13 protein-coding genes and 1 pseudogene are annotated in these 11714 nt (G+C 76.4%); 5 read left to right on the top strand and 9 right to left on the bottom strand.

Annotated features, from left to right (window positions below):
• From RKE29_RS22655 to RKE29_RS22665, 3 genes and pseudogenes are all read right to left on the bottom strand, one after another.
• Positions 1-837: pseudogene (locus RKE29_RS22655) on the bottom strand (AAA family ATPase); the annotation flags it as partial.
• A gap of 87 nt (positions 838-924) precedes the next feature.
• A complete protein-coding gene (locus tag RKE29_RS22660; protein WP_312007406.1) occupies positions 925-2154 on the bottom strand; it encodes an exonuclease SbcCD subunit D in 1230 nt (409 codons plus the stop codon).
• 623 nt (positions 2155-2777) lie between these two features.
• Complete coding sequence (locus RKE29_RS22665; RefSeq protein WP_312007408.1) at positions 2778-3404, bottom strand: YigZ family protein; 627 nt, start codon at positions 3402-3404, stop codon at positions 2778-2780.
• Positions 3405-3507: 103 nt separating this feature from the next.
• On the opposite strand from RKE29_RS22665, the gene RKE29_RS22670 reads away from it, so the two are divergent.
• Together RKE29_RS22670 and RKE29_RS22675 are read left to right on the top strand one after the other, a co-directional pair.
• Positions 3508-3945: a CoA-binding protein gene (locus RKE29_RS22670; RefSeq protein WP_312007419.1), complete on the top strand. Its 438-nt coding sequence runs from the start codon at positions 3508-3510 to the stop codon at positions 3943-3945.
• A 193-nt stretch (positions 3946-4138) separates the two neighbouring features.
• Positions 4139-4570, top strand: coding sequence for a GNAT family N-acetyltransferase (locus RKE29_RS22675; RefSeq protein ID WP_312007420.1), 432 nt, complete (start codon positions 4139-4141; stop codon positions 4568-4570).
• A 12-nt stretch (positions 4571-4582) separates the two neighbouring features.
• Here the strand turns inward: RKE29_RS22675 and RKE29_RS22680 are convergent, their stop codons facing one another.
• The 3 genes from RKE29_RS22680 to RKE29_RS22690 form a co-directional block, all read right to left on the bottom strand.
• Complete coding sequence (locus tag RKE29_RS22680) at positions 4583-5143, bottom strand: YbaK/EbsC family protein (protein ID WP_312007409.1); 561 nt, start codon at positions 5141-5143, stop codon at positions 4583-4585.
• A 68-nt stretch (positions 5144-5211) separates the two neighbouring features.
• Positions 5212-5532 carry a hypothetical protein gene (locus RKE29_RS22685; protein ID WP_312007410.1) on the bottom strand — a complete coding sequence of 107 codons (321 nt, stop codon included), beginning with the start codon at positions 5530-5532 and terminating at the stop codon, positions 5212-5214.
• On the bottom strand, positions 5529-6137 hold the full coding sequence (locus RKE29_RS22690; protein ID WP_312007411.1) for an XRE family transcriptional regulator: 609 nt from the start codon (positions 6135-6137) through the stop codon (positions 5529-5531). The genes RKE29_RS22685 and RKE29_RS22690 overlap by 4 nt, the downstream gene beginning before the upstream one ends.
• 92 nt (positions 6138-6229) lie before the next feature.
• Between RKE29_RS22690 and RKE29_RS22695 the strand changes: the two genes are divergently transcribed.
• Positions 6230-7093, top strand: a complete 864-nt coding sequence (locus RKE29_RS22695; protein WP_312007412.1) for an EamA family transporter — start codon at positions 6230-6232, stop codon at positions 7091-7093.
• 22 nt (positions 7094-7115) lie between these two features.
• On the opposite strand, the gene RKE29_RS22700 is transcribed toward RKE29_RS22695, so the two are convergent.
• The 3 genes from RKE29_RS22700 to RKE29_RS22710 all read right to left on the bottom strand — a co-directional run bounded on the left by RKE29_RS22700 (position 7116) and on the right by RKE29_RS22710 (position 9060).
• Complete coding sequence (locus RKE29_RS22700) at positions 7116-7655, bottom strand: gamma carbonic anhydrase family protein (protein WP_312007414.1); 540 nt, start codon at positions 7653-7655, stop codon at positions 7116-7118.
• A 100-nt stretch (positions 7656-7755) separates the two neighbouring features.
• On the bottom strand, positions 7756-8448 hold the full coding sequence (locus RKE29_RS22705) for a DedA family protein (RefSeq protein WP_312007415.1): 693 nt from the start codon (positions 8446-8448) through the stop codon (positions 7756-7758).
• A gap of 162 nt (positions 8449-8610) precedes the next feature.
• On the bottom strand, positions 8611-9060 hold the full coding sequence (locus RKE29_RS22710; protein ID WP_312007416.1) for a DUF4442 domain-containing protein: 450 nt from the start codon (positions 9058-9060) through the stop codon (positions 8611-8613).
• Positions 9061-9143: 83 nt separating this feature from the next.
• Here RKE29_RS22710 and RKE29_RS22715 point away from each other — a divergent pair, with 83 nt between their 5' ends.
• Together RKE29_RS22715 and RKE29_RS22720 are read left to right on the top strand one after the other, a co-directional pair.
• The gene (locus RKE29_RS22715) at positions 9144-10217 is read left to right on the top strand and encodes a hypothetical protein (RefSeq protein ID WP_312007417.1); all 1074 of its coding nucleotides are present in this window, start codon (positions 9144-9146) and stop codon (positions 10215-10217) included.
• A 218-nt stretch (positions 10218-10435) separates the two neighbouring features.
• On the top strand, positions 10436-11714 hold a 1279-nt coding region (locus RKE29_RS22720; protein ID WP_312007418.1), incomplete at its 3' end, for an MFS transporter.

The raw sequence follows: 11714 nt of genomic DNA on the forward strand, positions 1-11714 counted from the left end.
GTCGGCGTGCCGCTGCGCCGCGGAGTGGGCCGCCTCGGCGGCGCGGACCGCGGCGACCGCGATGTCCAGGCGCTCCCGGGCGCTGGTTCGGGCGAGCGCGGCCCACTCCAGGACGGCGTCGGCCAGGCCCGGGTCGCCGGGCTCCGCGGCGTCCGGCGGCGGGCCGTCGGGGCCGGTCCGCGGGCCGGCCGCCTGGGCGATGCGGTGGGCGAGCGCGAGCAGTCGGCCGTCGGCGCCGAGGACCTGCTTCTCGGCGGCGCGGCGCAGCTCGGCGAGCCGCTCCTCCACCGCCGCGAACCGGCCGGTGTCGAACAGCCTGCCCAGCAGTCTGCCGCGCGCCTGGTCGTCGGCGCGCAGGAAGCGCGCGAAGTCCCCCTGGGGCAGCAGCACGACCTGGCAGAACTGGTCCTTGGTCAGCCCCAGCAGCCCGCTGACCTCCTCGCCGACCTCCTGGTGGGAGTGGCTGAGCGCCCGCCAGGTGCCGTCGGCGGGGACGTACTCGCGCAAGCGGCTGACGGGCTTGTCGCGGGTGGTGCCGGTGCCCCGTTTCTTGGGGCGGGACTGCTCGGGCCGCCGGGTGATCTCCAGCCGGCGGCCGGCGACGGTGAGGTCGAGGACGACCTCGGTGGGGGTGCCCGGGTCGGCGTGGTCGCTGCGCGGCGACAGGCCGGTGGCCTGCCGGGCGCCGGGCAGGCTGCCGTAGAGCCCGTAGCAGACGGCGTCCAGGACGGAGGTCTTGCCCGCGCCGGTCGGCCCGCACAGCAGGAACAGGCCCGCGGCGGACAGCTCGTCGAAGTCGATCTCCTGGGCGCCGGCGAACGGCCCGAAAGCGGTGAGGNAGGCCCGCGGCGGACAGCTCGTCGAAGTCGATCTCCTGGGCGCCGGCGAACGGCCCGAAAGCGGTGAGGGCCAGCCGGTGCAGCCTCACCGCGTGCTCTCCGGCGCGGCCGCCGGCCGGTCCGCCGCGCGCGGCGGCGGGCCCGCCGGGCCCGGTCGGCCGGACGGCTCGGCCTCCCGTGCCCGTACGGTGTCGAGCGCGTCGCCCAGCACGGCGCGCTCGGCGGCGTCCGGGCCGCGCCCGCCGCGCACGTGGGCCACGAAGTCCTCGGCGATCTGCCGGTCGCTGCGCCCGCGCAGCCGGCGCGCGTAGGAGGTGAAGGGGTCCTCGGCGGGCCCTTCGGGATCGAAGACGAGGCTGAGTACGTGCGGGAAGCGGCGGGCGAGCCGGGCCATCGGCTCGGCCGGGCGCACCGGGTCGGTGAGCACGGCCTCCAGCCAGGCGTCCTCGTGCCGGGCCAGGCGCGGGTCGGTCAGCAGGTCCTCCAGCCGGCCGCGGAGGCGGGCCAGCGGGCGCGGCACCGGGCAGTCGACGCGCTCGGCGGCCACCTCGCCGCCGGGGCCGAGGTCGACCAGCCACACCGACTTGCGGTGCCGGGCCTCGGAGAAGGAGTAGGCGAGCGGCGAACCGGAGTAGCGGATCCGGTCGGTGAGGGCCTGGCAGCCGTGCAGGTGGCCGAGCGCGGCGTAGTCCACGCCGGCGAAGACGCCGGCGGGCACCGACGACACGCCGCCCACGGAGATGTCCCGTTCGCTGTCGCTGGCCGCGCCGCCGGTGACGCAGGCGTGCGCGAGGACCACGGAGCGGGTGCCGGGGCGGCGGGTGGCGAGGTCGGCGCGCACCCGGTCCATGGCGGCGCGCAGCACCGCCGCGTGGGCCGCGCGCTCGGCGCCCAGCGTGTCGCGCACGAGGGCCGGTTCGAGGTAGGGCAGGCCGTACAGGGCGACGTCGCCGTGCTCGTCGGCGAGTACCACGGGCGTGCCGCACCCGGCCGGGTCGGTGCGCAGGTGCACGCCGGCCCGCTCCATCAGGCCGGCGCCGACGCCGAGGCGGCGCGGCGAGTCGTGGTTGCCGGAGATCAGGACCGTGGGCACGCCGAGCGCCGCGAGCCGGTGCAGGGCCTCGTCGAAGAGTTCGACGGCGGCCAGCGACGGCACCGCGCGGTCGTACACGTCGCCCGCCACGGCGACGGCGTCCACGCGCTCCTCGCGGGCCGTGGCGACCAGGTGGTCGACGAACCGCGCCTGGGCGTCGAGCAGGCCCACCCGGTGGAAGGACCGGCCCAGGTGCCAGTCGGAGGTGTGCAGAATCCTCACCGAAGCGCTCCGCCCCGCACCGCGCGACCCTCCCCCTGGCCCTACGGCCCACTGCCCGACACCGCACGACCGGCGGGCCGGGACGGCCGCCAGGCGTGCTCTCGGCCGAGGGCCCGGCGGCCCGTCAGCCCGGCGGCCGACGGCGTCCGCAGGCGCGGCCGGCCGGGTACCACCGTAGCCCCCACCGGACGACTCGTTCATCACGGCTTGCGGTCCGGCCGCGGCACCCGGGCGGCCTTCACGTCCGGCTCAGCCGTCGTGGACGAGCACCACCCCCGGTATTCCCGCGCCTGTCGCGGCGGGCTGTCCGAGCCGTGCCGGGCCGTCAGGTCCGGTGGCCCGCCGCCCGCTTCGGCCGGCTCCCCGCGCAGACCGGTGCCTTCCGGGGAGCAGCAGCTCGGCAGGGGCGTGGGCGCGGCCGTGCCGGGTGGCCGCGCGCTCCGGGCCGCCGGCCGGGCACCAGCGGTCCGGCCGGCGGCCGCCGACCGGGTCGTGGTCGCCGTCGCTGACCGGGTCCGTGCCGCGCCGCTCGTGCCGCTCAGGGTCCCCCGGGCCGTCTCCGCCTCGGGCCTCTCCGTCCCGGGTCGCTTCGGCCGCGCCTCGGCGGGGCAGGCGGCGGCGGGTCACGCCGCGCCGTACACCTCGTCGCCGAGGTCCAGCGCGGCCGTGCCCGCGGTCGCGTCGGCGAGCCAGCCGCGGAAGGCGTCCACGCTCGCGGCGGGCAGCCCCAGCTCGATGGTGACGGCCTCGGCGTACCGCACGCCGCGCACTTCGTGACCGGCCGCGCGCAGGTCGTTCTCCAGCCGTCCGGCGCGCGCGTGGGCGACGGTCACGGTCGCCAGCCGCAGCCGCTGCCGGGTGACGGTGCCGAGCCGGTCCAGCGTCTCGCCGACGACCCCGCCGTAGGCGCGGATCAGGCCGCCCGCGCCGAGCTTGACGCCGCCGTAGTAGCGGGTGACGACGGCCACGACGTACCGCACCTCGCGGCGCAGCAGCATCTGGAGCATGGGCGCGCCGGCGGTGCCGCCCGGCTCGCCGTCGTCGCTCGCCTTGCGCACGGCGCCGTCGGCGCCGATGACGTACGCGTAGCAGTGGTGGGTGGCCGCGGGGTGCTCCTCACGGGCGCGCCGGATGACCTCCCGCGCGTGCCGCTCGGTCGGGGCGGGCTCCATCGCGCACAGGAAGCGCGACCTGCTGATCTCGGTCTCGTGCACGCCCGCGCGTGCGACCGTCCGGTAGCCCTCGCCCACTCGGCCACCCTAAGGGAGGCGCGCGGCGGGCGGGAATCGCGACGGTGACCGTGCGGTTGGCACCAGCGTGGAGGTGACCGACGTGGCAGACGCGACAGGAACAGTGGGCAGGGGCGCGGCAGGCGCGGACGGGCCGGGGGCCGAGGCGGAGACGATCCGGCGGATTCTGACCGGCACGGGCGACACGTGGGCGGTGGTCGGCCTGTCGGGCAACCACGCGCGGGCCGCCTACGGCGTCGCGCGGGTGCTCCAGCGCTACGGCAAGCGGATCGTCCCGGTGCACCCGTCGGCCGAGACGGTCCACGGCGAGCGGGGCTACGCGTCGCTGGCGGACATTCCCTTCCCCGTCGACGTGGTCGACGTGTTCGTCAACTCCCGGCTCGCGGGAGCGGTCGCCGACGAGGCGGTGGCGATCGGCGCGAAGGCCGTGTGGTTCCAGCTCGGCGTGGTCGACCCGGCGGCGTACGCGCGCACACGGGCCGCGGGAGTGGACATGGTGATGGACCGCTGTCCGGCCGTCGAGATACCGCGCCTGGGCTGACCGGCCCGGCCGGCGGGCTCTGCGTGCGGCCCTGGCTCGGCGGCCGCAGGGGCCCGGGGGCCGCTCGTGCGAGGCGCTGGGACGGCGGACGCCGTGCGCTAGCGTTCGATGCGTGAGCCACATACCGTGTCCCCGGCCTGTTCGGCCTGCCCGCGTCGCCGACGCCGCCGAGCTGGTGCGGCTGCGCCGCCTGATGTTCGCGGCGATGAGCGGCCGCGACCAGCCGGGCCCGTGGGAGCGGGACGCCGAGGAGGCGGTGCGGCGGATGCTCGCCGAGCCCCGGCCGCGGCTGGCCGCGTTCGTCGTGGACGGCGACGGGGACGGCGAGCCGGGAGGCGCGCGCCTCGCGGCGCGCGCGGTCGGCCGGGTGGAGGAGCGGCTGCCCGCACCCGGGCACCCGGCGGGCCGGTTCGGGTTCGTCTTCAACGTGTGCACCGACCCGCGCTACCGGGGCCGCGGCCTGGCCCGTGCCACGACCCGGGCGCTGCTCGACTGGTTCGCCGGCCAGGGCGTCACCCGGGTCGACCTGCACGCCACGCCGGAGGCCGAACGCCTCTACCGCGGTCTCGGCTTCGCCGAGCACTCCATCGCCCTGTCCCTGGACCTGTCACGACCGCCTGTCTGAAGCCGGCCCGGCTCAGGCGGCGGTGCCCAGCCCCTCCAGCACCGTGGCGCCCGGCAGTTCGGCGAGCGCCTTGCCGGGCACGATCAGCTTGCCGCGGCGGCTGCCGCTGCCGATGAGCACGTACGGCGTGTCCGCGACGGCCGCGTCCACCAGCAGCGGCCAGCCGGCCGGCAGGCCGATAGGCGTGATGCCGCCGAACTCCATGCCGGTGGCGCCGATGGCCGTCTCCCGGGGCGCGAACGACGCCTTGCGGGCACCGAGGTGGCGGCGCACGGCCCCGTTGACGTCCGCGCGGGTGTGCGCGAGGACCAGGCAGGCGGCGAGGGTGACCTCGCCGGCGCGCTTGCCCGCGACCACCACGCAGTTGGCGGACTGCTCCAGCAGCCGGCCGCCGTACGTCTCCACGAGCACCGCCGTGTCCGCGTGGGCCGGGTCGGTGTCCACGTGCAGCACCTGCTCGACGGGCACCGGGCCGTGCCAGGCGCGCAGCGCGGCGGCGACGGGCGCGGTCAGCAGGTCCAGGCGGTCCACGGCGGGGCGGATGTCGTCGAAGGCGTCCAACGGCGAACTCATGCGGTCATGTTACGAGCCGGCGGGCGCGGGCCCGCGCGGGGCCGGGGCCGCGTGGCGCGGGCGCGGCGTCACGCGCACAGCGCGGCGTCCGGCAGCCGCTGGAGGGAGGCGGCCGCGGGCTGCCCGGCGTCGAGCGGGAAGGTCGTGGTGGTGACGGACCACACGACCCGCCGGGAGCGGTCCGGGCGTGGTCGCGGCCATGGCGAGGTAGCCGTGGACCTCTCCGTTGCGGCCCGGGGCCGTGGCACCGCAGGAGGTGCGGAAGCGGTGGACGCCCAGGCCGTGTAGCCGCCGGCGGCCGCGTCGCTGCGCAGAAGTTCGGCGTACTGCTCCGGGGACAGCAGCCGGCCGCCCGCGATGCCGTCGGTGCGCGGGCGGCAGCGGGTCACGCCGGGGCGGTCCGCGGCGGACGCGGCTCGCGCGGGCGGGAGGGCGGCACCGACACGGCCATGATCATCTCGACCGGCTCGCTTCCGGCGTTGCGGTAGGCGTGCGGCGCGCCGGCCTCGAAGACGGCCGAGGAGCCGGCCGGCACTCGGTGCTCCCGCCCGTCGACGGTCAGCGTCAGCTCGCCCGCCGTGACGTGCAACAGCTCGGTCGTGCCCGGCGGGTGCGGGTCGGAGGCGCTGGCGTCGCCGGGCATCAGCCGCCAGTGCCACATCTCCAGCGGGCCGTCGGCCTCCGCCCCGGCCAGCAGCGTGGTGTGGCTGCCCGCGTCCGTGGACCACAGGCGTACGGCCTGGTCGGCGGGCACGATCCGCACCGTCGGCCCCTGCTCGTAGTCCAGCAGCGTGGTGATGCTCACGCCGAGCGCGTCGGCCAGCTTGACCGTGGTGCCGACGCTGGGGTTGGTCCGGGCCTGCTCGATCTGGATGATCATGCCGCGGCTGACTCCGGCGCGGGCGGCGAGGGCGTCCAGGGTGAAGCCGCGCTCGTGCCGCCAGCTCTTGAGGTTGCGGGCGAGCGACTGCGTGAGCTGGTCGAGGTCCGTCACGTGAGGTCCAATATTTTCAATGGCTTAGTTCAATGGACTGAACTACAGTGGGGCCGGTCAAGCGTCCCCACACTGTACGACGAGGTCTGCCCGTGTTCGCTGTCTTCGCCCTGGCCACCAGCCTGCTGTGGGGGCTGGCCGACTTCGGCGGCGGCCTGCTCGCCCGGCGCGCCCCCGCGCTGAGCGTGGTCGTCGCCTCGCAGGCGCTCGCGACGGCGGTGCTGGGCGCGCTGGTGCTGGCCACCGGGGGCTGGTCGGAGGCGGGGCCGCGGCTGTGGTTCGCCGTGGCGGCGGGATTCCTGGGCCCGACGGCGATCCTGAGCTTCTACCGGGCCCTGGCCATCGGCCCCATGGGCCTGGTCTCGCCGCTGGTGGCGCTCGGCAGCGTGGTGGTGCCCGTGGCGGTCGGCCTCGCCCTGGGCGAGCGGCTCGGCCCGGCGCAGGCCGCGGGCAGCGCGGTGGCGGTGGCCGGAGTGGTGCTCGCCGGCGGCTCCCGGCTCGGCGGCGCCCCCGTCCACCGCCGCACGCTGCTGCTGTCGCTCACCGCGGCCCTCAGCTTCGGTACGGTCATCGCGCTGGTGGCGGAGGCGGCGACCACGCTCACCGGCCTGTTCCTCGCGCTGTTCACGCAGCGGCTGTGCAACGTGGCCGTGGGCGGCGCCGCGCTGTGGGCGGCGGCGCGGCGGGGCGGCGCCGTGCTGCCCGCCCGGGGCGCGCGCCTGGTCAGGGCGCTGCCCGCGCTGGCGTTCGTCGGGCTGGCCGACGTGGCCGCCAACGGCACGTACAACCTGGCGGCCCGGCACGGCCCGGTCACGGTCGCGGCGGTCCTGGCCTCGCTGTACCCGGTCGTCACCGCGTTCGCGGCCCGCGGTGTGCTGGGCGAGCGGCTGCACGCCGTACAGGCCGCGGGCGCCGGACTGGCGCTGGCCGGAAGCGTCCTGCTGGCGGCGGGCTGAACCCGTGGCCGCGCCGGCGGGCCTACGCCTCCCACTCGGCGGCCGCGGCCCGGTGCTGGCGGGCCAGGTCGACGTAGACCGCGGCGTTGAGCCGGATGACCTCTCGCTCCTCCTCGGTCAGCTCCCGCTTGACCCGCGCCGGGACTCCCGCGACCAGCGAGCCGGGCGGCACCCGCAGGCCCTGCGGGACCAGCGCGTGCGCGGCGACCAGGGAGCCCGTACCGATGTGCGCGCCGTTGAGCACGGTGGCGCCCATGCCGACGAGCACGTCGTCCTCCACCGTGCAGCCGTGCAGCACGGCGTTGTGCCCGACGGACACCCGCTCGCCGACCACGACCGGGTAGCCGGGGTCGACGTGGACGGTGCAGTTGTCCTGGATGTTGCTGTCGGCGCCGAGGGTGATCGTCGCGTGCTCGGCGCGCAGCACGGCCTGGTACCACACGCTCGACCCTGCCGCCATCGCCACGTCGCCCAGGACGACGGACGTCGGCGCGGCGAACGCCTCCGGGTCGAGCTTCGGGTGCCTGCCGCCCACGCCCGCGATCAGCGCGCGCTCCGCCATCGTCGCCTCCTCCTCGTCGTCTCCCCGAGCCTGCCACGCACCGCCGCGGGCCCGCCGCGCCGGCGGCCGCCCGGCGCCGCTCACACCGGTTGCCGCGGCGTCACTCGCCGGCCGCGACCGGCGCCTCCCGGCCCGCGGCGGCCTCCGGCGCCGGCGCCTGTCCGTCCGCTTCCGCCTCGGCCTGCCCGGCCTGCGCCTTCTTGCCGCGCCACTTCATCACCAGCAGCGAGCCGAGGCCGAACAGCAGGGCCGCCACGAGCCCGAGCCAGGAGAAGCGCTTGAGCCAGTCCTCGGCGACCTTGCCGACGGAGTAGACGACGGCGGTGGTGCCGCCGGCCCACACGATGCCGCCGAGCGCGTTGGCGATGAAGAACTTCCAGTACGGCATCTTCAGCACGCCCGCGAGCGGGCCCGCGAAGATGCGCAGCAGTGCGATGAAGCGGCCGATGAACACCGCCCACATGCCCCACTTGTGGAACGAGCGCTCCGCGCGGGCCACCTGCTCCGCGCCGCAGTGCTTGGGGAACCTGCGCTCCAGCCAGGCCAGCAGCCGCCGACCGCCCTTACGGCCGATGAGGTAGCCGATGGAGTCGCCGACGATCGCGCCCGTGATGGCGCTCGCGCCGAGGATGTAGGGGTTGATGTGGTCCTGGGACGCCGCCAGCAGCGTCGCGGTGACCAGGACGATCTCGCCGGGCAGCGGGATGCCCAGGCTCTCCAGGCCGATCACCAGCCCCACGATCAGGTACACGCTGATCGCGGGCACGGATTCGAGCCATTCCTCGATGTGCAACGCCAGTCCCTCCCGTGGGCCGGGCAACCATCCCAGCACGTGTCCCGGCACGCGCGAGAGCGCGCACCCGGGCAGCCTACTCGCTTGGACGACGCGGACGCGTCGGCGGTTGCCTGCCGGGGCGCCGCCCGGTCGGCGGGCCGGGTGGCGTCCCGCCGGCTCTCAGGAGTGGGGCCGCAGGGTCCACACGATGGCCATCTCCCCGGTCACCGCGCCGTCGTCCTCCCGCGTGATCGTGACGCGCACCCCGAACTCCGGCCGCTCCCCCGCCTCCAGCTCGGCGACCACCTCGGCGGCCGGCCGTTCGAGTTCGGCGGTGGCCAGTACCGGCCCCTTGGCGAGCTTCTTGTAGCTGATCTCCGCGCGTACGGTCAGCGGTACGGCGCGGGAGAGGTAGTCGCCGAACGCGCCGAGGACGACCGCGCCGCTGGCGGACTCGGCCAGGGTGAACAGGGCGCCCGCGTGCGGGCCGCCGACGTGGTTGTGGAAGTCCACCTGGTCCGGCATCCGCAGGACGGCCCGCTCGGCCTGGGTCTCGACGAACTCCAGATTGAGCGTCCGCACCATGGGCACCGTGGCCGCGAGCATCGTTCCAGTCAAGGTCTGCGCCATAGCAGTAAGTTACCAGCGAGTAAGGTCCACTGGGAAGGGCGGCGCGTGGCAGCGGGCACAGGCCCCCCTTATGGTTACCTGCCATGTGGCCAGGACAGCAGCCGCCCGGGGGCGCGCAGAACCCGCACGACCAGAATCCCTATCAGCAGCCGGGGTACCACCAGCCCAACCCGTACCAGCAACCGGGTTACCAGCAGCCGAACTCCTACCAGCAGCCCCAGCCGGCGGCGCCCGGCCACCAGCCGCCCCCGCAGCCCCCGCAGCCCTGGGACACCGGGGCCGTGCCGCCCGGCCCGCCGCGGCCGCCGCAGGACGACGGCAGGAAGCGCGCGACCGTCATCGCGATCACCGCGGCGGTGGCGGTCGTCGTCGCGGCCGTGGTCACCGGCGTGGTCGTGGTGGGCCGGGACGACGACAAGAAGAAGGACGACACGGCCCACGACGGCACCCCGACGGCCTCGGCCTCCCCCACCCCCTCGCCGCAGCCGACCGACGCCTCGGGCGGCGCGAGCGGCGGGGGCGACGACGCGCGCGGCTCCGAGGACGACACCGTCAAGCCGGTCATCCCCGGCTGGAAGCCGGTGGTGAACCCCAAGCGGCACAACGTGTTCGACGTGCCTCCCGAGTGGACGGTCAAGTCGCAGGGCTGGTCCGTCGGCTTCGCCGACGAGAAGGACAAGTCCGGCCTGAAGATGCTCGCCGTGATGACCTCCCCCGCCTTCTACAAGGAGGACTACTGCAAGACCGATCCGAAGAGCAGCAGCGGCAGTTCCCTGGCCGGGACCGGCACCAAGGGCGCGCAGGGCGCCCGGAGCGAGGGGGAGGCGGCCCGGAACGAGGCCCTGAACTGGGTCGTCGCCGCCTTCGACCAGCAGCGCACCGGCCGCTACGCCACCTCCAAGGACGCGGCGCCGTTCACCAGCGAGCACGGCATCAAGGGCAGCACGGCGTGGGCCACCGTCACGGGTGTGAAGAAGACCGACAAGTGCACCACGGACGGCAAGGCGTTCACGGTCACCTACACCGATGTCAACGGGGACTTCGCGACGTGGGTGCTGTACGCGGCGAAGGGCGTCCCGGACGAGGTGCCGGACGCCACCATCAAGAAGATCATGAGCTCCCTGCGCCACCTGGAGTCCGCCGGGTCGGCGTCCTGAGAGACGTCGGCGTCCCGGCCCTGTCGGCGTCCTGACCCGGGTCGAGGTCCTGACCCGGGTCGAGGTCCCGAGCCGGGCCGCCGTCCCGAGCCGGGCGGGCCGTGCGGGCCGACCGGCTGCGACCGCGCGGTCCGGCCGATGGCCTGGTACCGGCCCCGGGCCGCTCCGGCGGCCGAAACGCGGTGGCGGCGCCGCCCGGCCGCCGGGATAGTCCGCCCGTGACCACTCGCCGCGACCCGCCCGCCGCGCGCCGCCCCGCCTGGGCGGGCCGCAACTACACACTGCTGACCGCCGCCGCGGTGGTGACGAGCCTGGGCAACGCCGGTGCGCTGGTCGCCGCCGCGTTCGCGGTGCTGCGGGCGGGCGGGGACAGCGGCGGCATCGGGCTGGTCGCCGCGGCCCGCACCGTCCCGCTCGTGGTCTTCCTGCTGGTCGGCGGCGCGGTCGCGGACCGGCTGCCGCGGCACCGCGTCATGGTCGCGGCCAACGGTCTGAACGCCGTCTCCCAGGCGGTGTTCGCGGCGCTGGTGCTCGCCGGCGAGGCGCGGCTGTGGCAGATGGCGCTGCTGTCCGCGCTGGGCGGCACCGGCCAGGCGTTCTTCTACCCCGCCTCCGACGGCATGCTGTACGCCAGCGTGTCCGGCGAGCACCCCGGCCGCGCCTTCGCCTACTACCGGCTGGCCAAGCACGGCGGGCAGGTCGGCGGCGCGGCGCTGGGCGGCGCGCTCGTCGCCGCCGCCGGGCCGGGCTGGGTGCTGGCCGCCGACGCCGCCGCCTTCGCGGCGGCCGCGGGACTGCGCGGCTTCCTCGACGTCTCCGGCGCGCCGCGGGCCGCGCCGGGCGGCGGCGTGCTCGCGGATCTGCGGGAGGGGTGGCGGGAGTTCACGGGGCGGCCGTGGCTGTGGGCCGTCGTGGCGCAGTTCTCCGTGGTCAACGCGCTGATGGAGGCGGTGGAGGCGGTGTACGGGCCGCTGGTGGCCCACGACCGCCTCGGCGGGGCGCGCGCGTGGGGCCTGGCGGTCGCCGGGTTCGGCGCGGGCAGCGTGCTGGGCGCGCTGGTGATGACGCGCTGGCGACCGCGACGGCTGCTGCTGGCGGGCACCCTGTGCGTGTTCCCCTACGCCCTGCCCGCGGCGGCGCTGGCCGCGGGCGTACCGCTGCCCGGCCTGGTGGCCGCGATGGTCGTCGGCGGGGCCGCGATCGAGATGTTCGCGGTCTCCTGGATGACGGCCATGCGGCAGGAGATCCCCGAGGACCGGCTGTCGCGGGTCAGCGCCTACGACTGGCTCGGCTCGCTCGCGGTGCTCCCGGTCGCCACCGCGCTCGCCGGACCGGCGGAGAGCGCCGTCGGCCGGACCGCGGCGCTGTGGGGCGCGGCCGGGCTGACCGTCCTGCTGACGCTCGCCGTGCTGGCGGTGCCGGACGTGCGGCGGCTGGCCCGACGGGAGGCCGCCGCCGTCGCCCCCGGCGCGGGCCCCCCGGCCGCCGCGCCCGGCC

Source organism: Streptomyces sp. B1866 (assembly GCF_031932565.1).
Lineage (GTDB): Bacteria > Actinomycetota > Actinomycetes > Streptomycetales > Streptomycetaceae > Streptomyces.

What these genes read in the sequence shown, in the direction of transcription:
- RKE29_RS22675 (WP_312007420.1), top strand. Translation starts at nt 4,139, where the DNA reads ATGTTCGCGGCGATGAGCGGCCGCGACCAGCCGGGCCCGTGGGAGCGG.
- RKE29_RS22680 (WP_312007409.1), bottom strand. Translation starts at nt 5,143, where the DNA reads ATGAGTTCGCCGTTGGACGCCTTCGACGACATCCGCCCCGCCGTGGAC.
- RKE29_RS22700 (WP_312007414.1), bottom strand. Translation starts at nt 7,655, where the DNA reads ATGGCGGAGCGCGCGCTGATCGCGGGCGTGGGCGGCAGGCACCCGAAG.
- RKE29_RS22710 (WP_312007416.1), bottom strand. Translation starts at nt 9,060, where the DNA reads ATGGCGCAGACCTTGACTGGAACGATGCTCGCGGCCACGGTGCCCATG.
- RKE29_RS22715 (WP_312007417.1), top strand. Translation starts at nt 9,144, where the DNA reads ATGTGGCCAGGACAGCAGCCGCCCGGGGGCGCGCAGAACCCGCACGAC.